The sequence below is a fragment of the Bacillus sp. FSL K6-0268 genome (assembly GCF_038005425.1).
GTDB classification, from domain to species: Bacteria; Bacillota; Bacilli; order Bacillales; family Bacillaceae_G; genus Bacillus_A; species Bacillus_A thuringiensis_S.
This window is the reverse complement of the sequence record NZ_JBBOTF010000001.1, coordinates 3766435-3792486: the sequence shown is the minus strand read 5'-3', so window position 1 is coordinate 3792486 and position 26052 is coordinate 3766435. Positions and strand designations below refer to the sequence as shown.

Here is a 26052-nt window from a genome sequence, read left to right as displayed (position 1 = left end):
AACGGTTTGACACGAAATATCGATTTAGCTACAAAAAGAGGCTGTTCAAATATTGAACAGCCTCTCTCATATTAACGAGTTGGACCAGATACATCTTCTGATTTCAACGTATTATTTGCACCAAGAGAATGATACAACATCTTTCCATTTCCATTCACAGTTACAATATGTTCGTTGTTAAAACTTTTGAACTTCACAGATCCATCACCGTAACGAATATGATACTCTTCATATGTCGTTACTTTATATTTCGTATCACTTTGACGCTCTACATTACGAACTTCCATCGTTAATAAGTCTTCTGTAATTCCTTTTTTGTGTAAATACTGTATATAATCACGGTCTTCCTTATACGATTTCCCGCTCTTATCATAATTATTTTCAATTAAACTAAAATCATTTAATGAAATTGCACGTACGTTATCATAAATATGATTTTTTACAAATTCGCCCACTGCTGAACTTGATGTTTCTTTCGGGAATTTTAAGTAATACGTGCTTTGGTCTCCAACTTTAACGCTTTCTGATTTAATTAAGCCAAACTCAGCATTTTTCTCTAAATGCACTTCTACCGTTTCATCTGTTGGTACAGGACCAAGTTTATAACTTCCGCGGCTTAACTTCCCACGCTTCTTACCATTCACAACTACATTTGCATCATTTTCATCAGAGGAAATTGTTACATAATTGCCTTCTAATGATAAATTTACATCTACCTTCGCACTTTTTTCATCTGCTAAATCTACTTCTTTTTCTGTTTCTAACTCAGTTAACTCTGACTTTGCTTTTGCCTTTACAACGTAAGAACCCGGAAAATATGGACCAATTTCTTTTGAAGTTTTGTCATTAGACAATTCTACTTCTTTCTTATCATTCACATATATTTCTGCATTCTTCGCAGTTGTACTTACATTCATATAATACGATTTCATGTTAAATTTATACTTCGGATATAAAAACCATTCTTTTCCGTCTTCTATAATTTGTCCATCTTTAAACGATGCTTTATCACTTGCTAGTTTTTGATCCACTGTCTCTCTTTGTAAATAAGACAGCAGCTCTTTATTATATGAAGGGTTGTCTTTTAAATAACGGATATATGCCTTAATATCCTCTGCCTTAATCTTTAAGCTCGGATCATCTACCTTTACAAACTCATCAATTGCATTCGCATCTTTCTTTTGAAACGCCTCAATCATAACGTTTACTTGTTTTTCCTTTGAAAACTTGCTTGCACCAAATTTATATGCTCCGAACAATATAGCAAAAATAACAAGAAAACCTAGCAGTAAAAATATGTTCTTCTTACTTTTCACCGGCTTTGTTTCCCGTTGTATTTCTGAACGAGAAGAAGCTGTTTGATCAGCTATTTCTTCTATCTTACTTCCACACTCTGGACAAAAATTTAAATGGTCTGCAACTTTTTCATTACATATTCCACAAAACTTCAAGCGATTCTCCCCCTTATTTTTTTACCAACTTCATCCCAGCAAACACTAATACGTAAGAAAGAATAAAGCTACCTACTATTAAATACATCGTGCTACTTTGAATCGATAATAGCGGACCAGAAATCCCCGTAAATTCCTTCATAATTTCCTTACTACCTGAAGCTTCGATTTGGATTTTTGCTAATCCATTTACACAAAGCATCATCACAGTATAAACCGCACTAAACATCGCAATTGTTACATATATATTTTTCATTGGATATTGAGCTAATTTCATTCCAGCTCTAAATAGTAAGATACATGGTATTAAAATTAATAAACCCCACCAATGCATGTAGGAATTGAAATCATCCATATATTTAATTTCTTTAGCAGAAGCACCATTAGCAATTGCCACATCTTTTAAAGACGTACCATTTAATGATATGCCTGATGTATATGATAAATGTAACGGCCCTTTTCCTCCTGGATAGTTCTGTATTTCTTTCTCCATGTTCGCCCATTCAATTGCAGTTGGAGCAAAGTGAGCCATATTCCACATATACGGTGTTGCTTCTAATGAAATTAATGCTTTATATGTTTTCTCAGGGAAATCAATTGGTCCCATTGATTTTGAACTACTAAATAAAATCGTAATAAGTATAATACCAAATGTAATGATTAATCCTTTTAAAACAGTCACTACACTATAATAAATAGATGCTGCATATGGAACACTTTGACTAATTGCGGAAAGCATACGATGTGGTCCCGCTGCAATACTCATGCCAATAAAGCTAAATAATAAACCAAATATAATACCGTACAACAAACTAATAATATGAGAATAACTAACATTAATTGTCATTGTTTCATAGAATTGAGAAATCGTCGTAGAAGAACTTGCTACAAAACTTATAACACATAAGAAAATTCCATATACAATACCGATAATACATGCTGTTACTAGCTTCTCACGCCAAACAATAGACGTTTTTTTTTTCTCTACAAAAAAGCCAATTCCACCTAATATAAGTGCTGGAATAGTTAATAAAATGAACAATGGGACATGAAGAATAAATGACATTATGTATGTACCACTTCCACTGACTTCAAGACCCGCTAAATGATACATTAAAATTAATGGCGCTATGCCAATGAAAGATTGATTAATGGTAGTCATATCCAGCATACCGTTCGTATTTGTAACCATCGTTCTCATTAAATCATTCATCGCTGCATCGATAATTAAACTACTAATCCAGCCAGCCAAAAACATGCATATAATTGCCAGACCACCACCAAGTAAGCCTTTTTTCAAAGCAATTCCAGATGAACCCACATTTAGTTGTACACCCTGGTCTGGTAATTTCGTTTTCATTTCTTTTTTCTTAATACCTACTAGTAAGGAATCGCCGCATTTCTCACAATATGTAGCAGTTTCTTTACTTTCCACTCCACAAGTTCGGCAATATTTTGAGTCTTTAGGCGCTAATATAATATGACTTGCTACACCACCTGTACTAGACCCATCATGCGTACAATAATTTGATACATCAGACTGTTCTAAACCACAAGTTTTACAATACATGTTCCTCACTCCTTACTTTGCTTCATACCACAAACTGGACAGAATATAGCTTCTGTTTCGATTTGTTCACTACATGAAGAACATGATTTATTTTCAACATTGTTTGTTTGAAGGAGTAACTCATTTTCTTTCCCGCACTGTCCACAAAATTTATCATTTAATGATAATGAGCCACCACAGCTACACTGCCCTTTCTGACCTTGATTCTGCAAATTAGCAATTTGCTTACGCATGTTATAAATAGCAATATCAAGCTCTTGTACCGGTTCTACAATTCCTTTCAATACCTCTATTCGAACTTCATCATTGCGCAGTTGCATATATGTAGTTTGACCAAGCTCCAACAAAATTTCAGTTTTCGCTTGTAACTTCTCCTGCGTAATTTTCTTTAGTTGTGCAACCTCTTGTGCAACTTGCAACTTCATCTTTCCTTGCTCAATTCCCTCTTGCAACTTGTTCATACCATTACCAAACTTCGCTTGTAAATCTGACACAACTTCCCCTCCTATAAATATATAGTAATATACGAAATTAACATTTTATATATTACCATGATTTTCAAGTTATGTAATCCAAATTTCATTTTTTCTGTTTTGAGCATTTTTTGTTTATAATGGTAAAGGAAAGAAATATGTGTACGGAGGAATATTATGCTGCAACACTCAATTACGAAAGATGAAATTATGATGATTGCGAATGAGTTCGTTCAAGGACTAGATCCACAGCAAACAGCTGATCAGGAACATGTCGCTACAGCTCGGCACCTATATCGTAGTGGTGTTGTCTATAACGTTGACTTTGATGGTTATACACTATCAGGAACTGTAGATGCGGAAGGCAACGTATATAGCGTTCATATTCCGATTCGTAACGTCGCTGAAAGCTATTGTGATTGCTTCGCACCAACACAATGTGAGCATATGCTCGCTGTATTACTATCTGCAGCGTCTAGTTTCGGGCAAGTAGGAGATGTATTAACTTTATTTAAAAATAATACGAAACCTTCCCTTCCCCCTATTCGAACTGCAAGACAAGTATTGCAATCATCAGCTTTTGAAGAAACTGACTATAAAAGTTGGGAATCATATTTTGAAAAAGAATATGATTCATTTAAAAAAGAACAAGCTCGGCTTACTTATAAACAAATGTATTTTCTTATGAGTATCTTTACAGATTTCTATACAAAACTTGAGCGGAAAGCTCCGCGTGTCATTGCGATACATGAATTATTCAGGTTACACGCAGCACTTTACTGCTTTCAAAAATTATTAGAAGAAATTCAGGCATTCGAAGCAAACAAAACATATTCTTATCACCAACCTGTTAATGTCATTCGCCTATTTGTAGACAAAGTGGAATCCATCGTTCGGGACTTACAATCAGAAGCGATTCCTTCAGAGTCTGAAATAATTTTACAAGAAACAGCTCGTCTCGTTCATGAAGTATTCTTCTCTACCGACGCTTATACGCAAGAGCGATTTTTCATTTATCGTCACATATGGAGTGAACTTTTAAACAATAAAGAGAAAATACAAGAAGAAGAAAAACGAATCGATACGAAAATCAATCCACTATCTAAAGCGTTAGCGTCTTCTCATCTTCTCTTTTTAAATGACGAAGATCTACTAGCGATGGACTTACTAAAAAAACAGCCTGCTTCTGTTGTGAGTCTATACTTCTATTGGTTAGAAGAACTATTAAGTGCCATGCATTGGGATCGTGCAAAAAACTGGCTTTCCTTTACGTATAAACAAGTAAAGAAAACGATCCAAGATCACGAAAATACGATTTTCATAAAAGATGTCGTTCGGCTATTTGTAATCATGTATGAAACATATGCAACACATACAAATGAACAAGCTGGTTTCGAAATGATCTTACAAGAACTATTACCGTATAGTTTCACAAACTATGAACAGTACGTACTCGCGAAAAAACAGTATCGTACATGGGCAGAGCTTCATCTCCTATATGGATTTGAAGCAATTGAGCTGTTGAAAGAGCCACTGAAAGATATTGAAAAAGAAGCGCCAGAAGTGGCACTTCCTCTTTACCATCTTGCTGCTGTAGAGGCGATTGAAGAACGAAATCGTAAATCATATAAACGCGCAGTTCGTTACTTAAAGAAATTACGTACATTGTATAAACGATTAAAACGCACCGATGAATGGGATGCTTTCATTATTCACATCGCCAATCTCCATTCACGTCTGCGTGCACTACAAGAGGAATTACGGAAAGGAAAATTAATCGATGATCAATCAAACTGAAGTAACAATTAGGCTCCAGCATGTTAGTCAAGGTTGGTTCCTTTGGGGAGAAGATGACAGCGGTACTCCATTATCCGTAAAAAGTTGGAAACGAAATGCATTCACATGGCACTCCACTTCTTTCTACGGTACTTCTCTAAAAGAAGCAACCTTCGAAGGAAAACAAGGTGTGCTCCTAACAAATGCACAAGCCTTTGAATACATTGCAAACAAACCGATGAATTCCTTTGCACATATACAAATAAACGGACCTATTACAGCACTTACGAAAGATGCAAATGAATTATGGGACACCTTTACGAGTGGTAGCTTCGTACCAGATATGAATCATTGGCCTAAACAGCCATCTTGGAAAGTTCAAAATACACCAATTGAAGATGACACATTAGCATCTCTTTTCTCAGCAGCAGTTAATGAAAGCATATTACAAGATAATCGCTCAAATGACGGCTGGGAAGATGCTAAAAGGCTATATGAACATTACGACTTTACGAAAAGACAATTGGAAACAGCACTACATGAAGAAGATTGGCTTCGAAAAATCGGTTATATTGAAGATGATCTTCCGTTTACAATCGGACTAAGACTACAAGAACCACAAGAAGAATTTGAAATGTGGAAGCTTGAAACAATTGTGACACCAAAGCGCGGGGCTCATCGCATATATGTATATGAAAACATCGATTCCTTACCGAAAAGATGGCACGATTACGAAGAACGGATTACAGAAACACAAGAAGGTTTTAGTAAGCTCATACCGTGGTTAAAAGAAGGAGATACATTCCGAAATGAGCTCTTTGAAACAGAAGCTTGGAACTTCTTAACAGATGCAAGCAACGAATTACTTGCAGCCGGCATTACAATTTTACTACCATCATGGTGGCAAAATTTAAAAGCAACAAAACCGAAATTACGTGTCCAGTTGAAGCAAAATACAGCACAAACACAATCGTTCTTCGGTATGAATACGCTCGTTAATTTTGACTGGCGCATTTCGACGAACGGCATTGATTTATCAGAAAGCGAATTTTTCGAGCTCGTTGAACAAAACAAACGTCTATTTAATATAAATGGTCAATGGATGCGACTAGATCCAGCCTTTATCGAAGAAGTAAGGAAACTCATGAACCGTGCCGATAAATACGGACTAGAGATGAAAGATGTCCTGCAGCAACATTTATCAAATACGGCTGAAACAGAAATTGTAGAAGATGATAGTCCGTTTACTGATATTGAAATCGAACTAGATGGATATTATGAGGAACTATTCCAAAAGCTGCTTCATATTGGAGATATTCCAAAGGTAGATGTCCCTACTTCACTAAACGCAACACTTCGTCCGTATCAACAACATGGTATTGAATGGTTATTATATTTACGAAAGCTTGGATTTGGAGCATTGCTAGCTGACGATATGGGACTCGGGAAAAGTATTCAAACAATCTCTTACTTACTATATATAAAAGAAAACAATCTCAAAACAGGCCCTGCATTAATCGTAGCGCCGACATCTGTTCTTGGAAATTGGCAAAAAGAATTTGAGCGTTTCGCACCGAATTTATGTGTCCAATTACATTACGGAAGTAATAGAGAGAAGGGCAATTCATTTGAAGATTTCCTTCAATCAGCAGATGTTGTATTAACATCTTATGCATTGGCTCAACTCGATGAGGAAGAACTGACTTCATTATGCTGGGATGCTGTTATTTTGGATGAAGCACAAAATATTAAGAACCCACATACGAAACAGTCGAAAGCAGTACGAAACTTGCAGGCAAATCACAAAATCGCTTTAACTGGTACACCAATGGAAAATCGCCTCGCTGAACTTTGGTCCATTTTCGACTTTATTAATCATGGATATCTCGGAAGCTTAGGACAATTCCAACGCCGCTTCGTCACACCGATTGAAAAAGATCGTGATGAAGGAAAAATCCAGCAAGTTCAACGGTTTATCTCACCATTTTTACTGCGCCGAACGAAGAAAGATCAAACAGTCGCATTAAATTTACCAGATAAACAAGAACAAAAAGCTTACTGTCCTCTTACTGGTGAACAAGCTTCCTTATATGAACAACTTGTTCAAGATACACTGCAAAATGTAGAAGGTTTAAGCGGAATTGAAAGACGCGGCTTTATATTACTTATGTTGAACAAGCTAAAACAAATTTGTAATCATCCTGCTCTTTATTTAAAAGAAGAAGAACCACAAAATGTCATTGAACGCTCTATGAAAACAAAAACGTTAATGGAGCTCATCGAAAATATAAAAGATCAAAATGAAAGTTGCCTCATCTTCACTCAGTACATCGGCATGGGAAACATGCTAAAACGTGTGCTAGAAGAACAATTTGGCCAGCGTGTCCTCTTCTTAAACGGTAGTGTACCGAAAAAAGATCGTGACAAGATGATTGAGGAGTTCCAAAACGGAACGTATGACATTTTCATCTTATCCTTAAAAGCTGGGGGAACAGGATTAAACTTAACTGCTGCCAACCATGTCATTCACTACGATCGTTGGTGGAATCCAGCTGTGGAAAATCAAGCAACAGACCGCGCATATCGCATTGGTCAAAAAAGATTTGTTCATGTTCACAAACTCATTACAACAGGAACATTAGAAGAAAAAATCGATGAAATGCTAGAAAGAAAACAATCTCTAAACAATGCGGTCATCACAAGTGATAGCTGGATGACTGAACTATCAACAGACGAACTAAAAGAATTACTTGGTGTATAAAGTGAAACTTTAATCAGTAGGGGTTTTGTTCATCCCCCACTGATTATCAGCCCTCACCAATCGGGCTTTTACCGGAAGTTTTACTACCCGCAAAAAAAGCGCTAATCTCGAAATGAGATTAGCGCTTTTTTCTATTCCAAAACCAATTACTTATTATAATTCCCGTTAATCCGCCGCACGTATCAAGCAATGAATCTTGCCACATTGGTGTACGGTCCCCCGTATACCATTGGTGAATTTCATCAAATGTTGCATAACCCGCAACGAAAAGAATGGCATATATAAAACATCTTTTCCTCGAATGACCTGATCGATGAAAAGCGTAATAAATCAATGAACCTAGCATAAAGAACACCATAAAATGAGCACCTTTACGAAGGAAAAACTCAATAAATCCGCCTACACCTTTATTCGCAATACTAACAGGGGTTCCTCCACCATAATCAATAGATACCCATGAAAAATGCTCTTTTACAAATTCAACATTTACATATTGTTCAATATCTGAACGCATATCCTGCTTTTTATATGGTTGTGCCGAAGAATAGAAAATCAGCCCCATCCATAGTAATACAGGAATCCAAAATAACCATTTACGATTCATTATCCAGAATTCTCCTCTCTTAATCTTTTAAGGGTACCAAAAAAAAGAAAAAATTTCACGCCAAAACATGACATTTGTACCCTATTTATAAAGTGAAAGGAGGTGATACACATGGCAATTGAAACAATCGTAATGGATTTAACTTTACGTCTTGTCTTAAACAACGGATTAGATAAGAACGGCAAAACAGTTTTCAAGAGCAAACAATTTAAACGTGTTAAAACAAATGCGAGCTTAGATCAAGTACACAACGTAGCTCATGCTCTTGCTTCCTTACAGGCATCACCACTTCACGCTGTACAACTTGTAAGCACATCAGATCTTTCTAAACTATAAAGTAAAACTTCAGATCAGTAGGGATTTTATTCATCCCCGCTGATTATTAGCTCGCAATTTAACCGGCAGACCCGAATCCCGTAAATAGCGGGATAAATACAAAGGAGGGAATAACACATGCAAGTACTGGAATTGATTTTCGCGAAAGAAGATGGAAAAACAGTCGTTTTTTCTATCGATATGCCCATCACACCAATTGATGCAAAAGTCGTAAATCAAGTAATGGATACAATCCTTGCCTCATCTGTATTTTCATCCATTGATGAAAATACAAGAAAAAAGGGAGCTCGCCTTGTAGAAAAAAATGTATCTGAAATTCCAATTACTCTATAAAATGAAAAAGACGAATCTGCATCATTTTGCAGATTCGTCTTTTTTCTTCGGCATTTCAATCGGAATAAAAATCTTTGAAAAACCGATGCATACGTACTTATAATGTTCTTCACCTATATCAAACTCAGTCGTATATGTTGAGAAGAATATATAATCATTTCGCTTCGTATAATGATCAATTAATAACCCAACTTGTGGCTCAACATACTTTTTCGCTAACTTTTTACCAGCCGATGCCAAGTCGCCAAGAAGACCCTCTTCATTCTCTTTTTGAACTTCATCTAGCTTCTTACTCACATCATTACGCTTCATAAACTGCTTCGCTGCCCATTCTGTATATTCTCCTTTACTCGGATTGCTGTTTGCTAAATATACTAGGAGAATGACAACTAAAGCCATAATAATATACTTTTTCTTCATACTATATCACCGCCTACTCTTTTCTATTTTCATATATATGTACAAGCGATGCAAATTAGAAAGACTATCACCTATTGATTGTAAACGAATAAACAAGATTTACAATACAAAACAAAATATTAACAATTAATTTAATTATTCCGTATATAATTATATTCGAAATATAAATTTTATAAGGGAGGACTTAAAATCATGAATGATGAAAATAACATTATTATTTCTAGTTCTACTATGATGCTTGTTCCATACAATCACCCTTATTACCGTACAAAAATTATTGACAGTAGCGGAAATGATCTTTGTTCCTGCCAAACCGCACTACAACTCATCAAGAAATCTTGCTTAACCCAGATTCATTCTACTTATCAAGGCAGGCGTAATGCAGTCCAAACAAATTTTAGATTCAAACAAAACGTTCCAATTCCAATTAATCATCGGGAATACATTTGTACTTTTCCAACAGAATCTCCTTCATCTCCAAACTGTATATGGCTATTTTATAACCACATACATGATATAGAGTTTTGCCAAAAGATTAAAGAGGCTAAAATACATTTTTCAAATGGCACTACTACAACAATATCTATTAGTCCCCATAAATTGCAGCAACAATTATTAAAAGCTGGATACATACTATCTCGTATGAACATGCAAGATTCACTACAATTTAAAAACCCCTTGTTGCATTTACTACATTAAACTAACAAGTAGAATGGAAAGCAACATCTCTTGCCTTCCATTCTTATATTAATATTTATCCCCTTACACTATTTCGCATTTTCTCGAGTGCTTGCCGATACATCCATCTTACTTGATAATATGTCATTTCCGTCTCTAAAGCGATTTCTCCCATCGTCTTTCCTACAAAAAAACGTTCAAAAATAATATACTTCTCCTTCTCATCTAACACACTCATAAAATCCTTCACTCTTATTTCAACATCTTCAAAATGAAAAATATCCTCATACTCTCCTACACATACACATCTTTCTTGTACAGTAGATTCTTTCTTCAATCTTTCTAATATATAACCACGCACCGTTACAAGTGCATATGCAGGGAAATACCCTTTCTTTGCATCAAATCTTTCATACGCATGCCAAAGACCAATTAAACCACATTGATAATACTCTTCATAATCTTGGCGAATACCTAATTTCTTTATTTGATTTACAATCATTCCTTCATACAAAACAACTGCCTCTGTAAAAGTCGCTGGCTTCACACAGTACCCGTTTCTAAAAGGTATACCTTTCTAGTATTCCGCGGTACCTTCACAATATAAAAATAAAGAAAAGATTTCACTGTGAGTAATTTCAAATACTACCGATGGAATTTGAAATTACACTATGTAGTATTTGAAATTTTGTTGGTGGTATTTGAAATAGGGATAAAAATAAAAAAGGTGACTCCGAAGAGCCACCTTTTTAAAATAATATGTTATGCACCGAAATCAGAGAACATGCCGCCTAACATACTAAACCCAATTGTAAGGATAAAGAATATAGAAATTAAAATTATTGCTTGTTTTTTACTTAAACCAGCAACAATATGCAAGCCTAAGCCAGTTAAAATTAAACTCCAAATGTTAAAGACTTCAAATGCAGAACCAATGCCATATGCAATTGTTCCTTGTTCAAATAAAGGCCCTAAACTTGTATATTTATCAGCGCCATTCCCACCTAAAATATATCCTATAGCTACATTAAGAAGACTACCAACATAAAAGACAACATTGGCATATATATAAATAGATAGTATCTTCATATATGGAGTATCATTACTCATAAACATCATAATAACTTTATAAAATCCTGCTACTACAAAAAGACCAACAGCTGTTCCAACTAGACCTCCAATAGCTCCAAATCCAAGTGTAGTCCATTTCATTATGCCTGTCGTATCATCCTTAACCAGCTTCGCCAACTCCGGGGTATTAAGTAATCCTAAATAAGATACCGCTGCTGCTAAGATTGTCCCCATTAGAAGAAATAAGAAAAACCCTCCCCAAACCGGACTTTTCGTCTTCATTCTCTCAAATTGCTCACCTGGAGAAGTAATCATTCCTAATAATGATGGCTTCTTCGCACCTACATCTTGCGTATTAATATTTGCTTCCATTATAACGCCTCCTTCTATTTATATAACCCGTTCTAACGGGCGGTTCACTTCCTCATGCAAGAGGCTACGAACCGCCCACTAGAACGGTAATGTGTAGTTCTACTACACTATTAATTACTCATAACGCAATGCTTCAATTGGATCTAATTTCGCAGCTTTATTTGCTGGAATTAATCCGAAAATAATACCGAGTGTCATCGAGAACAGTACGCCTCCAACAACAACTTCCCACGAAACAAGCGGTGGCCATTTTGCGAATGTGGAAACGATATATGCTCCGCCATACCCAAGACCAATTCCGATTAAACCACCTAGAAGTGTTAACATAACGGCTTCAATTAAAAACTGTAATAAAATTTTACTACGCGTTGCTCCAAGTGCTTTACGTATCCCAATTTCGCGCGTACGCTCTGTTACAGATACGAGCATGATGTTCATAACACCAATACCACCAACGACTAATGAAATACCAGCGATACCACCGATGATCATCGTCATAATGTTAGTAACTTTAGAAACATTTTCTTGGAATTCTTTTAAATTAACCAGTTCATATTTACCCGGAATTTCACTTGGCTTACGACTATTTAATACATCAACAGCTTGTTTCCCTGCTGCTTCTAAATCGTCTACATTTTTAGCTTGAATTGCGATACTTTGAATTTCATCTGTTCCGTATAAAACAGGCCATAACGTAAGAGGGATTAACGCTTCTTCCATTTCAAATCCCATAAATTCATTATCAGATGTATACACACCGACAATTTGCATCGGTTGTCCTTTCATCTCAATAATTTGTCCTACTGGATTTACGCCCTTAAATAACGTCTCTTCTGTTTTTGTACTAATCATCACGACGTTATTTGCATGAGAAATATCTGATTCATTTAAAGTACGTCCCTTTACGACCTTTACTTTATTAACCGCAAAATATTCATTATCAAGACCAATAACATTCAGATTTGCTTTTTTATCATTTACATCAAGCACCTCTGAATTCTGGTTTGTCGTAATAACATGTGAAACATCTTTCACTTGTTTTACTTCCAAAATATCCTCTTCCGTTAACTTCGGCATTTCAAATCCACCTATAGCAAACTCATCATTAATATCTGGTTTAAATTGAATTGGCATAAGGTTATTACCACCAGAACCTGCGAATTTCGACTTCAGCATCGCTTCCCCGCCTTGCCCAATCGCAACGACAGTAATAATTGAACCTACCCCGATAATAATACCGAGCATCGTAAGAGCTGAACGCAATTTATGAGCTAAAATAGAAGAGAGGGCAATTTTTATACTATCTAGTAAACTCATACCGCACACCTTCTATCTTCTGTAACTTTCCCGTCCCGCAGTACAATGCGGCGGGAAGAATACGCTGCTACTTCCTCTTCATGCGTAACCATAACAATTGTTGTGCCTTCTGCATTAAGCTTCGTGAAAATATCCATAACTTGCTCACCAGACTTCGTATCAAGTGCACCAGTTGGTTCATCGGCCATAATGAACGTCGGATTATTTGCAATCGCTCTTGCAATCGCTACACGTTGCTTCTGTCCACCTGACAATTCGTTCGGTAAATGATGCACGCGATCTGCCAATCCAACTTTACCTAACGCCTCCAAAGCGCGCTTACGACGCTCCGCTTTCTTCACACCACCATATACGAGCGGAAGCTCAACATTTTCCACCGCGGAAAGACGAGGCAGTAAATTAAAGTGCTGAAATACAAACCCAATATATTCATTACGAATTAAAGCAAGCTTTGACTCGTCTGCTGTTAAGATATTCACGTCATTCAGCTTATATTCGCCTTCTGTTGGACGATCTAAGCAACCAATAATATTCATAAGCGTTGACTTACCAGAACCAGACGGTCCCATAATCGAAACGAACTCACCGCTCTGAATCGTTAAACTAATACCATGCAAAATCGGCACCGCCAATTTTCCTTGATAATATGTTTTAGCAATATTATTTAACGTAATCATTTCTCTTTCACTTCCATTCCGTCATACACATCGTCGGAAGGATTTTTAACCACCTTTTGCCCCACTGTTACGCCTTCTACAACCTCTGTCCAGTCTCCATCAGTAGAACCTTTTTTCACATTTTGTTTACGAAGCTTCCCTTTTTCCTCAACATAAACAAATGCATCCTCGCCTTTTTCTACAATGCTTTTACTTGGAACAGCAATCATCGTCTTATTCTCTAAGTTTACTTGCAGAGAAACGTGGTAACCTGGAGATAAACCGTCTTGACTATCAAGACTTGCTTTATATGTATACTGAGACATATTTTGAGTTGCTTCACCCACGCCGCCAGCTTGCGCCATCTCTGCGCTCGTTGGGAACTCACTTACCTCTGTAATCTTACCTGTCCACTTCTTCTTGCTATTTGCTTTTGCAGTTACAGTGAATGTTTGATCCTTTTGAATTTGTGACTTCTGAAGCTCAGTTAACGTACCTTGAACTTGGAATGGATCTTTAGAAGCTACTTGTAAAAACGATTTTCCTTGACCACCTAACGCTTGAGATGAACTTTGCGCCGCATCTTTATCTAACTTTTGAACAACACCAGCGAAATTACTATAAATCGTAAGCTCTTTCTGCTTCTTACTTAACTCTTCTTTCTGCAACTTCCCTTTTTCTTTCTCAAGATCAGTTGTCTTTTGAGCTATCTCTAATTCGTTTACTTGCTCGTCCATCGGATCTGTTACTTCTTTCCCAGCTCCGCTATCTTTCGCCTTCTTAATTTCTTTCTTGAGCGAATCAATCTTCTTTTTTCCTTGATCATAACGCATATCCGCCATCTTCTGATCAAGCTCAGCTTGCTTCATTTGAAGGTTAATCTCTTCATTATCATAAGAGAATAACTTCGTACCTTTCTCTACCTCTTGCCCTTCTTTTACCTCAATATCTTTCACTTTCCCTTTAGCCGGATCTGCATAGAAGCTTTCAATATTACCAGGCTTCACCTGACCAGAAATTAACTTCGTATTATTCAGCTTACGCTCTGTCACTTTCTCAAAACTTACAGCATCAGCATTTGTTGATGCACCCTTCTTCTTCCCTTGCATAACAAAAATATTAATTGCTGCTACAATAACAATTAGTGCAATAACCCCAATAATAATCCATTTCTTCTTCTTGTTTGGAGTACGAACCGTATTTGGTAACATATTCTCGCTCCCTTTTATAACTTAATAGTTTAATATAAAAATTGTATAAAACTTTCTGAAAATAGATTACATATTATTACATTATTTTTACAAAGTTTTACACATCCATTTATATTGTAACAAAAATTCCAATGATTAGAAATATGACATTATATCTTTTAAGATAGATTTAAGGAAAGGAAAAAGAGCAATTTTAATTGAATGGAAGCCATTCTTTATTAACATACTTCTTGCCAAAATGAATCATTAAAATCATTTTCCTAATTGCACCATAGCTATTTTGTCATATATATTTGACATTTCATCTATTCAATTATAAAATGTCACATATAAATGACATTTCGGTACACGAGGTCTACAACCATCAATGGGAGGGTTATATTTGAATAACGTTAAACAATATCGAAAATCTGAAGGGCTATCGCAACTAGAGTTAGCTAAAAAAGTTAACGTGGCGAGACAGACAATAAATTTAATTGAAAACAAGAAATATAATCCCTCTTTAGCCTTATGTATCGAATTAGCAAAAGCACTAAAAACAGATTTAAATAGTCTATTTTGGGAGGGAGATTAAATGATGAAAATTGAATGGAAAGAAAGAGTTTATAATAGTTTTGTTGGAACACTAAGTGAGAGAGATGAATACCAAAAACAAGAAATCAATAAAGAGTTATCTGTAGCTGGAATTGGTTTGTGGTGGTTAAATATGTTGGTAATGCTTATTATGTTACTTGTTGATACTATGAATCACACAATATCTATAGGGACAATATTCATTTTTCTATCTAATATGATTTACGCTAATTACTTAGCCTTTAAATTCAAGAAAAAAGGTTTAAGTGATACTGAATGTGCAACAAAAGAAGAATATTTACAACACAAGAAAAAATTAAGAAAAGCTGGCTTAAAAGCAGGTGTGCTTTGGGGCTTTCAAATGTTTGTTTTTATGAATTATATCCTTCCCTATGTAGGTTCAGAGGAAATCTCTATTTCTTTATTTAAGGTTGTAATTTTCATCTGTGGCGGCGGATTTTTCGGTATAACCATGTATCTATTTGGTTTATGGAATCTAAAAAAATTATATTAATTAACAAAAATCATTTATATATTAAACTGCAATTTTTCATACTGTTTGTTTTTTCTAATATAAAAGCTATCCAATCACACACAATTGGATAGCTTTTTCAAACAAAATATTACGCTACTTTAGGATCTTTTCTCTCATGTCCACGTTGAACAATAAATAAGAAGATTGTTGATAAAACCGCTCCTGTTAATAGTAAGATGAAACAACCATCCCAGCCAGAACGATCAACAATAACACCAATTGCTGCGTTAGCTACAAGACTTCCGCCTACATAACCGAATAAACCACACATACCAACTGTCGTACCTACTGCAAATTTCGGTACTAATTCCATCGCACTTAAACCGATTAAGAACTGTGGTACATAAATTAAACAACCGATAATAGAAACTGCAATACTTACAACAAGTACGCTAGTTGCTTGCCAATATATAAACGTACCAATAACAACCCCAACCATACTAATAATACATAATGGCATACGTTTTCCTTTAAATAATTTATCACTTAAAAAACCAACGATTAATGAACTTGGAATTGCCATACCTTCAAAGATTGCATATGCCGCATGCGCTTCTGCTTTTGAAAATCCTTTAACTGTCGTTAAATAAAGCGGAACCCAGTTAATAACACCGAAACGAATTAAATAAACAAAAGCATTCGCAATACATAAGAACCATACAAATTTATTTTTCACTACATACTTCATTAAAATTTCTTTTGGTGACATCTTGTTAGCATTATCTGCTTTTTCAAGATTTTCATAGTCATTACGATACTCATCAATTGGAGGAAGACCTTCAGATTCTGGTGTATCCTTCGCATTAATCCAAACAAGAACTGAAATTACCATTGCGATAATTGCAGGGAAAATAAACACGCCGCCTTGCCAATGGTTTTCACCAAAAATACCTACACCAATTCCGACAAGTGGTGGCACAAGCATTCCACCAACGTTATGTGAAATATTCCAAAGACCTGTTTTCGTACCACGTTCTTTCTTTGAGAACCATTTCGTCATAACAATACTACAAGGTGGTGCTCCCATACCTTGTACAATACCGTTAACAACAAGTAATGTAACAATCATCCCAAATGATGATGCAAAGCCAAAACAAATATTTACAAGCCCTGATAAGAATAAACCGACTGCGATAAAGCGCTGGGCGAAAGCTTTATCTGATAAATTCCCCATAAAGAACTTACTAAATCCATAAACGATTGCCATTACTGAACCTAGTAGACCAATTTCAGCTGTACTAAAACCATATTCTTGTACTAAGTACGTACTTGATAACGTAAAGTTACTACGAACTAAATAATAAGCAGCATATCCAACTGAAATCCCGATTAACACACGAATACGTAGTAATCGATATACACGGTCGATCATATCCGCTGGCAATCTTTCAATTGCAGGTGCTGGCTTGAGCCATTTAAACATATATTTTCGTCTCCTTTTCTCACTTCAGAGAGAGACGCTGTCTATTCCATATCTCGATTATCCCGCTATTTGATATATTTTGGTTCGTCCTTCTAACCGGCTGTCCTTCTATTTCTTTCTCATTCTTCGCAAACATCGTTGGTACGCCAAACGACACTTTTTCTAAAATGTGACCCGCTTCTTCTGATAAACAATAATCAATAAATAAATCCGCAATAATACCACTCGGTGCACGTTTTAGTTTAGAAATCGCATTAACGGATAACCCTGTTTGCTCAGGTTCGTTACTTAAAATAGGAAAGCCTTGTTTTTGAAGCATTCTCTGATCTCCCATAAAGTTGATGCCTATCATATATTCACCGCTCGCAACAAGTTCTGCTGGGATATAACCATTCACTGTTACTTCTCCAACTTGTTCTGCCAGATTCTTCACATATTCCTTCGCTTCCTCTTCACCTAACGTATCAATAAGTGATTGAAAAAACGTATATGCTGTACCTGAAACATTTGGATCGGGCATGACAATCTTTCCTTTATATACTGGATTCAATAAATCTTTCCATCTTAACGGATACGAGAGACCGAGCGGCGCTATTTCCTCGTTCCACCGCTCTTTATTAATCGCAATTGCTAGCTTCTCCACTTCATAACCGTACCAATAACCATCTTTATCTTTAACAGTCTTTGAAATACGATTTGCATGTTGGCTTATCACAGGAATAGAAAGATTTTTTTGCTTCATCATTTGATGCGCATCTACTGTACCGCCAATAATAATATCCGCCTTCGGATTGCCAGCTTCTTCTTCCACTCTACGAAGAAGTTCTTCTGTTGAAAGGCGAATAAATTCATACGTACATCCGCGTGACTTACAAAATGATGAAAGTAACGCTTCACCAACTTCCTCACGAGCCGCTACATACGCAACAATATGACGATCATCCAAAATAGGGAGACCATTTTTACTATATTTAATAGAGGTTGTATCTCGAGAGCAACTAGACATCGCTCCTCCAATTACTAGCAAAAAGAAGAAAAAGGCTATCTTTCTCATGACGCATTCTCCTTTACGAATAACTCTGCTAGAGAGCCTTTCATATACATGACGTTTCCGTTATTATCACCGAGATATTGCACCACAAAGTACGATGGATACACAGAAATCGTAAGAATATCTTCACGATCATTCTTTACACGCTTACCTGTTTTATAAGCTGTAATATAAGCAATCGGTTCATTCTGCGATTGTAATAACTTCTGAATTTCTCCGTAATCTGTAATTTGCTTTGCGTACCGAATAGAATCAAGTATGTGCGTAAGATTGATAGTACGTACCACATCACCTTGACGTACTACGACATCCTTTGCTGAAGCAAAGAAATCACTAATACGCTCTGGCGTGTAATACAGGCTTAACAAATACGTTTGAAGTGCTGAAATCATCGGATCCATGCCATTCTTTCCGTATACATTTTCCCCATACTGGAACAAGTCACCTACTGCAAAAGTACGCTTATGTCCATTCAAGTACGTTACTTCTCCAGTAAATACTTGTTCTTGGCTCTTAACGCCCTCAGGTTCTATTCGAATTCGGTCAAAGAATGAAACAATCGTATGCAAACGAACTTCATCCGTTACAACAATTTCTCCCCACTTTTCATGTCTTACTTTCACTTCAATTGGAAGAGATTCATTCACCCTTTGTAAAACGGCTTGTTTATCATTTACAATGTTAATTCGATTATAGATTTGCTTCTCCATAACATAAAACAAAACAAGAGAAACAATCATACAAATGACAAACATAAGAATTTGAAATGATAGCCTTTTCATTTCTGCCTACCTCCAAGATAAAAAAACGTTGTTTCGAAAATACCGCATAATTGTTTCATAAATGTATCATTTAACCGCTTTCAAGTTTTTTATGTCTTCCATCCTTCTCGGAAGCAAAAATGTAATGAATATTGTAGTACCTATTTCTTCACTACTCTCAATCCGCATGCTTCCGCCCTGCTTATTCATAATCTCCTGACAAATATACAAACCATAACCATTCCCGTAACTAGAAGGAAGTGCTTTTCCTTTCGGAGACTCATTCCACTCTGCAAGCACCACTTCATCTATACCGATCCCATCATCATGAACAAAAACCTTCGCCTCATGCTCATTTACAATTACATTCATACGAATGTGCGAAGCATCACTATACTTAATTGCATTATCAAGCACATTTAAGAAAATTTGCTTCGTCTTATCAAAATCTGCAACAACATGTACACCCGTTAACTCATTTATCACTTCAATTTCAAATTGATTTAGGCGAGGCTTCACAATTGAAACTGCTTCTTCTGCCAATTCCTTTATATTCACAACTGTAGGAGACACTTCAAACGTACTCTTCCCATATTTCGAAGACTTAAGCAGTTCCTCTACAAGTGATAATAAACGCTCACTTTCCACAGCCACATAACGAAGACTTTCCTGTACATCTTCTTTCGATTGTAACTTCGGAATTAAATCAACATAACCGATAATTGCCGTTAGCGGTGTTTTCAGCTCATGCGTAATGCGGTCTAGGAAATCTTTCTGCTTCTCTTTCTCCTCCTGCAATTGCTTAATATGCAGCTCAATTCCATCGGCCATCGCGTTAAAAGATGCTGAAAGCTGAGCGATTTCCACGTACTCATTTAACTCAATCTTACTCTTATAATCACCATTCGCGAGCCGCTGTGCCATTTGTCTCAACTGATCAATTGGTTTATGAAGAGACTTCGCCAAACGAATCGCAAAGAAAATACCCGCAGCTACTAAACAAAGGGACGCCATTAAGAATGTCCAGCTCACATTTGTTAAAACTTCCTTCTCACCCGTTAACTCATTTATAAAACGAATACTTCCAATGACATCGTTTCCATAATAAACCGAGCTTGAAAACAAAAGAATGGGAGCTGGATCCGCCTCCTCAAAAACATAAGACTTCTTTCCCTTCAAGGAACTCTCAATGTCGATGTTACGGTGAAGCAATGCTCCTTTTTGTGTATCTGCAACAACATCGCCATTCTTCCCGATCATCTGCACACGGACATCCATACGCTTCGCTAAATACGACGCAATTAAAAGTGAATTAGGACCAAGCGTATCCACTTCTGCTTCCTTCTCTAAATAATTCATCGTATAAATTTGTGCTTCTACACTTAACTTTTCTAAAGAATTTGCTGCGTTATGATACATATTCTTTTCTAACGTAATATAAACAACTGCATATAAAAGAACAAAAATCGGAATTAACAGCCCAACTATTCCAAACACCATATTTCGCTTTAAAGACATACCATCACCACTTAACAATCCAGTTTATAGCCAACGCCATAAATTGTCTTAATATATTCTCCGCTCGTCCCAAGCTTCTTTCGAAGTCTCTGCACCATAATATCAACTGCTCTCGTATTTCCGATATACTCAAATCCCCATACTTTCTCAAGCAACTCATCCCTCATAAACACACGCTGCGGATTTGAAACAAATAACTGACATAAATTAAACTCTCGGTACGTTAACTGAATCTCTTGTCCACTCACATGTACCTTTCTTTCCTTAGGACAAATCACTATCTCTCCAGCCTCAATTACTTCATGACTTACAGCGGTCTCCGTCTTCTTTACACGCCGCGCCATATTCTTAACCCGAAGAATAAGCTCCGCATAATTAAACGGCTTCGTCACATAATCATCAGCACCAAGCTGCAATCCAAGCAACTTATCATTCATCTGACTCTTTGCCGTTAACATAAGCACCGGAATATCCCTATCCCTCTCGCGGAACAAACGAAGCAACTCATACCCATCCGTATCCGGAAGCATAACATCCAAAATCAATACATCCGGCCCTTCATTCCATCGCTCTAAAGCTTCTCTCCCATCAGCCGCTGCCAATACTTCATAACCTTCCATCTCCAACTGCATCCGAATCAAATTACGAATACTCGATTCATCATCAACCACAAGTATTTTCATCATTCTCCTCCTTCCATCATGTATTATAGTACAGTTTAGTATAGCAAAAATTGTACAAAAAAAGAGAGGGTATTGTCGAACATATTTTGTCGACGATACCCTCTCCCCTTTTATTATTTAGCTACAAAATAATCCGTTACATATTGTGCCCAAACTTCATGACCTTTAGCAGTTGGGAAACCAAATTCTTCTTTTAAGTATGGTAGGATAGCCTTTGTTGATGCATCCGGCCATGCTCCCCAATGATCAATATATGTATAATTATTTTGCGTTGCAAATTGTTTTAATGCTTCAATCGCTTTCGGATAATTTTTCGCACCATACACTGGATTTGATGGTTGAATCATAATCGTAGCACCCTTTGCACTAGTAGAAAGTGCTTGAACAAACTTCTGTGTACTCGCAACAGAGTTCCCATTACCAGTTTTACCGTTATCAGTAATAAATGGTGGTTCAAATAAAATCACATCTGGATTCTCTTTCGCAATCTCTTTATCACGCTTATTCACGATTAACTCTTCTGTGCTTTCACCCTTATATTCCTTTACAGCCACATTCCATAAACCTTTACCGTAAGCAGCTTCTAAATTAGCCGTTAACTTAGCTGCCCAAGCACCTTTTTCAGATGAAGAACCTTCATCACCAACAATAACAAGATTTACTGCCTTTTTATCCTCCGCAGCTTTCTTTAACTTCTCTTTCACTGCATCTGGCAAATTCTTCGCATATGCTTCATTAAAAGATGACTTCGTATCTTGTTTTTTCTCTTCCTTTTTCTCTTCTTTCTTCGCTCCGCTATCTTTCACTTCAGCTTTTGTTTTCGTTACTTCACTTGTTTGTGTTTGTCCTGTTGCATTCGCAATCTTCTTATTCCAGTACAGTTTACCACTCACAACCGAAGCAACAAACAATACAAAAATAACAAGGACAAGTACTGCTTTCTTATTCATCGATTCACCTCATCTATTAATCTCACAATATATAATACTAATATAAATCCATGCAAAAATAAACCCAACTCCTTCCAAAGGAGTTGGGTTATTACATACTACTTAGTCACTTCAAGATGCGCTCTTAATTTATTCGTTAAATCTTGTTTTGCAGCATCCGGAACATAGTAGTACCAAATACCATCAGCAGCTTTGTGGCCGTCACCTGGGATTTGAATATCTTCACTATTCTGTAGACAATCTTTATAATTCTTTTGCATATCAAACATTTGATCTTGCGTTAAATTTGTCTTCACATTCTTTTGAATTGCTGTTAACACATCACCATAACTTGTTAAAGAAGAGAAAGTTGCGCCTTTCTTAATAACAGCTTGCATCACTTGGCGTTGACGCATTTGACGACCAAAGTCACCTCGCGGGTCTTCTTTACGCATACGTGTAAATGCTAGCGCTTGATCACCTGTTAAGTGCACATTACCTTTAGCAAAATGATGACCATTTTGTGTAAACTCTAAATCATTATTTACATCTACTCCACCGACTGCATCAACGATATCTTTAAAACCTTCCATATTCACTTCAATATAATAATTAATAGGAACATTTAAGAATTTTTCTACTGTTGCAACAGACATGTCTACGCCACCAAATGCATAAGCGTGGTTGATTTTATCACTTTTACCTTTTCCAACGATTTCTGTATATGTATCACGGGGGATACTTACTGTTTTCATTGAATTATTTTTAGGATTTAATGTAATGACCATTAAAGAATCTGAACGTCCTTTATCTTCACCACGTTCATCGGCCCCTAATAATAGGATGGAAACTGGTGCTGATTTACTAATTTTTTCTTCTTGTTTATTACCTTCGTCACGCTTTAATGGTTTATGGACCTCATCTAATGTTTTTGAAACTTTTGAATATACATTATAGGCATATACTCCTCCACCTATAATCATTACTCCTATAATCCCTAGTATCCATAATAGGATTTTCTTTTTCATTACTATAGACCTCTTCTTTCATTTATTCTGAATAAATGTCCAGATAATACTAAAACTAATTTAGTCTATTATACTAAGAATGAAATTCTATAACTAGTATATTCTCTGCTCAGTAACCATGCTTTTAATTATTTTACTTTGTAATAATCTACATACCAATTAGCAAATTCCTGTAAACCTTTTTCTATAGAAGTTTTAGGTTTAAAATCTACAGCTTTTTGCAATAAATTAGTTGATGCATAAGTAGCCGGTACATCTCCTGGTTTAATAGGCTCAAATACTTTTTCAAATATAACTTCTCTTCCTAATGCTTTTCCTAATGCTTTCTCTAATGTCTCAATAAATACCATTAACTTTTCAGGGTTGTTATTCCCTATATTAAACACTTTGTGTTCCACATTACCTTTAGGAGGACTACTTAAAAGACGTTGGATTCCTTCAACAATATCATCTATGTAAGTAAAATCACGATACAGGTCATTTTCAAAATCACCATTATTAAATATCTTAATTGACTCACCAGCAAAATACTTATCAGTAAATCCAAAATACGCCATATCTGGACGTCCCATAGGACCGTATACAGTAAAGAAACGTAATCCCGTTGCAGGAATCTTGTACAAATGACTATACGTATGTGCCATTAACTCATTTGATTTTTTAGTAGATGCATAAAGTGATACTGGATTGTCTACAAAATCTGTTTCCTCAAATGGTACCTTTTTATTAGCTCCATACACAGAACTAGATGATGCATATACAAGATGATCTACTGGGTAATGTCTACACGCTTCTAGGATATTATAAAAACCAATAACATTACTTTGAATATATACATCTGGATTTTCAATTGAATATCTTACACCCGCTTGCGCAGCTAAATTCACTACAATATTTGGCTTATGCTCCTCAAAAAGTTTAGTAATCATATCTTTATCAGAGATATCACCTTTAATGAAAGTAAATTTATCATAAGGCTTAAGTTGCTCTAAACGAGCATATTTAAGGTTCACATCATAATAATCATTTATATTATCAACACCTATTACTTGGCAACCTTGTTCTAGTAATCTTTTAGATAAAAAGTATCCTACAAAACCAGCTGCTCCAGTGACAAGGTATTTTTTTTCATTATTTAGAGGTTTGTAATTCAATATTAGACAGCTCCTTCCTACGGTCTCTACTTGTTGATTTTCTACCAATAGAATGATACTCTATACCCGCTTCTTGCATAGACTGAATATCATATATGTTTCTTCCGTCATAAATTAAAGGTGTCCTCATTAATTTTTTATACATTTCTGGAGTTAACGCCTTAACTTCTCCCCATTCTGTAAAGATAAAGCAAACATTTGCCCCTTCTAAAGCTTGTTCAATATTTGTTACGTATGTGATATTTCCATGTTTATTGCTTCCTTCTGGATACACTTTTGCAAAATTATTTGCACCGACTGGATCAAATGCATAAATATCAGCACCTTGCTCTAATAATAGAGGAATATTTTCAAGGGATGCAGCTTCTCTTAAATCATCTGTACCAGGTTTAAATGTTAAACCCAACACCGCTACTTTAAGACCGTTAAAAGTAATTAACCGCTGACTCGCCTTTTTGTATAATAAAGTCTTTTGATCTTTATTCACATCAATTACAGCCTTTACTGTTCTTAACTCGTAACCATTTTGTCTTGCTAAATATTCTAATGCTTTCGTATCTTTAGGGAAGCATGAACCTCCAAATCCAATACCTGCATTTAAAAACTTACTTCCAATACGCTCATCAAAACTCATACCTTTTGCAACATCTTGAATATCCGCTCCGACCAATTCACAAAGATTTGCAATATCATTCATGTAAGAAATTTTAAGAGCTAGGAAATCATTAGATGCATATTTAATCATTTCAGCTGAACGTCTGTTTACTGAAACGATAGGTAAATGAAATGGCTTATAAAGATTCGTTAATACTTCTTCTGCCCATTTACTTTCTGTACCGATAACAATTCTTTCTGCATATAACGTATCATGAACAGCGGAACCTTGAGCTAAAAATTCTGGGTTTGATGCCACTTCAACTTTCACATTATTAACTAAAAAGTCTTGAATAAACTGCTCTACTTTATCATTTGTTCCAATTGGAACAGTCGATTTTACAACAACAAGACAATCTTTTTCTACACTTTCGGCAATTTGTTTTGCCACAGTTGCAATATATGAAAGGTTTGCAGAACCATCAGCTTGCTCTGGGGTTCCAACTCCAATGAAAATAGCATCTGCATCTTTATATGCTGACTTGTAATCTGTTGTATAATTAATTCTTCCAGCAGCATAATTTTTCTGCATTAATTCCTCTAAATCAGCTTCATAAATTGGTGAAACACCTGATTTCATTAACTCTACTTTTTTTTCATCAATATCAACACAGGTTACTTGATGCCCTACTTCTGCAAAGCATACACCCGCTACTAAACCTACATAACCTGTTCCTGCTACTGCTATTTTGTACATGATTATACCCTCTTTCC

At 36.0% G+C, this 26052-nt stretch carries 26 protein-coding genes; 7 read left to right on the top strand and 19 right to left on the bottom strand.

Annotated features, from left to right (window positions below; all coding sequences use genetic code 11):
- Positions 1-71 precede the first annotated feature (71 nt).
- From MHI28_RS19460 to MHI28_RS19450, 3 genes are read right to left on the bottom strand one after another with little or no spacing between them, the layout of a single operon-like run.
- A complete protein-coding gene (locus tag MHI28_RS19460; protein WP_000666857.1) occupies positions 72-1451 on the bottom strand; it encodes a zinc ribbon domain-containing protein in 1380 nt (459 codons plus the stop codon).
- A gap of 13 nt (positions 1452-1464) precedes the next feature.
- The gene (locus MHI28_RS19455; protein WP_000271609.1) at positions 1465-3021 is read right to left on the bottom strand and encodes a zinc ribbon domain-containing protein; all 1557 of its coding nucleotides are present in this window, start codon (positions 3019-3021) and stop codon (positions 1465-1467) included.
- A gap of 5 nt (positions 3022-3026) precedes the next feature.
- Positions 3027-3515 (bottom strand): zinc ribbon domain-containing protein, encoded by a 489-nt coding sequence (locus MHI28_RS19450; protein ID WP_001281738.1) that lies wholly within the window; start codon positions 3513-3515, stop codon positions 3027-3029.
- A gap of 156 nt (positions 3516-3671) precedes the next feature.
- Here MHI28_RS19450 and MHI28_RS19445 point away from each other — a divergent pair, with 156 nt between their 5' ends.
- Together MHI28_RS19445 and MHI28_RS19440 are read left to right on the top strand one after the other, a co-directional pair.
- Complete coding sequence (locus MHI28_RS19445) at positions 3672-5291, top strand: SWIM zinc finger family protein (protein WP_000939132.1); 1620 nt, start codon at positions 3672-3674, stop codon at positions 5289-5291.
- Positions 5275-8031 carry a DEAD/DEAH box helicase gene (locus MHI28_RS19440; protein WP_000610095.1) on the top strand — a complete coding sequence of 919 codons (2757 nt, stop codon included), beginning with the start codon at positions 5275-5277 and terminating at the stop codon, positions 8029-8031. The genes MHI28_RS19445 and MHI28_RS19440 overlap by 17 nt, the downstream gene beginning before the upstream one ends.
- Positions 8032-8149: 118 nt before the next feature.
- On the opposite strand, the gene MHI28_RS19435 is transcribed toward MHI28_RS19440, so the two are convergent.
- Positions 8150-8635 (bottom strand): VanZ family protein, encoded by a 486-nt coding sequence (locus MHI28_RS19435; RefSeq protein WP_001080704.1) that lies wholly within the window; start codon positions 8633-8635, stop codon positions 8150-8152.
- 111 nt (positions 8636-8746) lie between these two features.
- Between MHI28_RS19435 and MHI28_RS19430 the strand changes: the two genes are divergently transcribed.
- Together MHI28_RS19430 and MHI28_RS19425 are read left to right on the top strand one after the other, a co-directional pair.
- The gene (locus MHI28_RS19430; RefSeq protein WP_000963861.1) at positions 8747-8971 is read left to right on the top strand and encodes a DUF1659 domain-containing protein; all 225 of its coding nucleotides are present in this window, start codon (positions 8747-8749) and stop codon (positions 8969-8971) included.
- Between the two features lie 117 nt (positions 8972-9088).
- Positions 9089-9304 carry a DUF2922 domain-containing protein gene (locus tag MHI28_RS19425; RefSeq protein WP_001197587.1) on the top strand — a complete coding sequence of 72 codons (216 nt, stop codon included), beginning with the start codon at positions 9089-9091 and terminating at the stop codon, positions 9302-9304.
- A gap of 21 nt (positions 9305-9325) precedes the next feature.
- Here the strand turns inward: MHI28_RS19425 and MHI28_RS19420 are convergent, their stop codons facing one another.
- Entirely contained in the window at positions 9326-9724 is a 399-nt protein-coding gene (locus tag MHI28_RS19420) for a DUF4359 domain-containing protein (RefSeq protein WP_000731399.1), read from the bottom strand.
- Positions 9725-9916: 192 nt separating this feature from the next.
- Between MHI28_RS19420 and MHI28_RS19415 the strand changes: the two genes are divergently transcribed.
- Positions 9917-10423, top strand: a complete 507-nt coding sequence (locus tag MHI28_RS19415) for a competence protein ComK (RefSeq protein WP_000997457.1) — start codon at positions 9917-9919, stop codon at positions 10421-10423.
- Between the two features lie 55 nt (positions 10424-10478).
- Here MHI28_RS19415 and MHI28_RS19410 read toward each other — a convergent pair whose 3' ends face one another.
- The 5 genes from MHI28_RS19410 to MHI28_RS19390 form a co-directional block, all read right to left on the bottom strand.
- Positions 10479-10949, bottom strand: a complete 471-nt coding sequence (locus MHI28_RS19410) for a sigma-70 family RNA polymerase sigma factor (protein ID WP_000801296.1) — start codon at positions 10947-10949, stop codon at positions 10479-10481.
- 215 nt (positions 10950-11164) lie between these two features.
- The gene (locus MHI28_RS19405; protein WP_000387926.1) at positions 11165-11845 is read right to left on the bottom strand and encodes a Yip1 family protein; all 681 of its coding nucleotides are present in this window, start codon (positions 11843-11845) and stop codon (positions 11165-11167) included.
- A 114-nt stretch (positions 11846-11959) separates the two neighbouring features.
- On the bottom strand, positions 11960-13162 hold the full coding sequence (locus tag MHI28_RS19400) for an ABC transporter permease (protein ID WP_000054362.1): 1203 nt from the start codon (positions 13160-13162) through the stop codon (positions 11960-11962).
- Complete coding sequence (locus tag MHI28_RS19395) at positions 13159-13839, bottom strand: ABC transporter ATP-binding protein (protein WP_000631619.1); 681 nt, start codon at positions 13837-13839, stop codon at positions 13159-13161. Before MHI28_RS19395 ends, MHI28_RS19400 begins: the two co-directional genes overlap by 4 nt.
- A complete protein-coding gene (locus tag MHI28_RS19390) occupies positions 13836-15029 on the bottom strand; it encodes an efflux RND transporter periplasmic adaptor subunit (protein ID WP_000937312.1) in 1194 nt (397 codons plus the stop codon). The genes MHI28_RS19395 and MHI28_RS19390 overlap by 4 nt, the downstream gene beginning before the upstream one ends.
- A 382-nt stretch (positions 15030-15411) precedes the next feature.
- Here MHI28_RS19390 and MHI28_RS19385 point away from each other — a divergent pair, with 382 nt between their 5' ends.
- Positions 15412-15603, top strand: coding sequence for a helix-turn-helix transcriptional regulator (locus MHI28_RS19385; RefSeq protein WP_001067014.1), 192 nt, complete (start codon positions 15412-15414; stop codon positions 15601-15603).
- Complete coding sequence (locus tag MHI28_RS19380) at positions 15604-16116, top strand: DUF3278 domain-containing protein (protein ID WP_000975590.1); 513 nt, start codon at positions 15604-15606, stop codon at positions 16114-16116.
- Positions 16117-16225: 109 nt separating this feature from the next.
- Here the strand turns inward: MHI28_RS19380 and MHI28_RS19375 are convergent, their stop codons facing one another.
- From MHI28_RS19375 to MHI28_RS19335, 9 genes are all read right to left on the bottom strand, one after another.
- Positions 16226-17560: an MFS transporter gene (locus MHI28_RS19375; protein ID WP_000477603.1), complete on the bottom strand. Its 1335-nt coding sequence runs from the start codon at positions 17558-17560 to the stop codon at positions 16226-16228.
- A gap of 19 nt (positions 17561-17579) precedes the next feature.
- Positions 17580-18614: an ABC transporter substrate-binding protein gene (locus tag MHI28_RS19370; protein ID WP_001225650.1), complete on the bottom strand. Its 1035-nt coding sequence runs from the start codon at positions 18612-18614 to the stop codon at positions 17580-17582.
- Positions 18611-19393: a DUF3919 family protein gene (locus MHI28_RS19365; RefSeq protein WP_000826618.1), complete on the bottom strand. Its 783-nt coding sequence runs from the start codon at positions 19391-19393 to the stop codon at positions 18611-18613. Before MHI28_RS19365 ends, MHI28_RS19370 begins: the two co-directional genes overlap by 4 nt.
- Positions 19394-19459: 66 nt before the next feature.
- Positions 19460-20890: a HAMP domain-containing sensor histidine kinase gene (locus MHI28_RS19360; RefSeq protein WP_340828184.1), complete on the bottom strand. Its 1431-nt coding sequence runs from the start codon at positions 20888-20890 to the stop codon at positions 19460-19462.
- An 11-nt stretch (positions 20891-20901) separates the two neighbouring features.
- Positions 20902-21573, bottom strand: coding sequence for a response regulator transcription factor (locus tag MHI28_RS19355; RefSeq protein ID WP_000699556.1), 672 nt, complete (start codon positions 21571-21573; stop codon positions 20902-20904).
- A 113-nt stretch (positions 21574-21686) separates the two neighbouring features.
- Positions 21687-22523: an SGNH/GDSL hydrolase family protein gene (locus tag MHI28_RS19350; RefSeq protein ID WP_001034178.1), complete on the bottom strand. Its 837-nt coding sequence runs from the start codon at positions 22521-22523 to the stop codon at positions 21687-21689.
- A gap of 98 nt (positions 22524-22621) precedes the next feature.
- Positions 22622-23530, bottom strand: coding sequence for a polyisoprenyl-teichoic acid--peptidoglycan teichoic acid transferase TagU (tagU, locus tag MHI28_RS19345; protein ID WP_000727149.1), 909 nt, complete (start codon positions 23528-23530; stop codon positions 22622-22624).
- Between the two features lie 128 nt (positions 23531-23658).
- The gene (locus tag MHI28_RS19340) at positions 23659-24684 is read right to left on the bottom strand and encodes a GDP-mannose 4,6-dehydratase (protein ID WP_001107058.1); all 1026 of its coding nucleotides are present in this window, start codon (positions 24682-24684) and stop codon (positions 23659-23661) included.
- Positions 24662-26035 (bottom strand): UDP-glucose dehydrogenase family protein, encoded by a 1374-nt coding sequence (locus MHI28_RS19335; RefSeq protein WP_000276548.1) that lies wholly within the window; start codon positions 26033-26035, stop codon positions 24662-24664. Before MHI28_RS19335 ends, MHI28_RS19340 begins: the two co-directional genes overlap by 23 nt.
- Between the last annotated feature and the right edge of the window lie 17 nt (positions 26036-26052).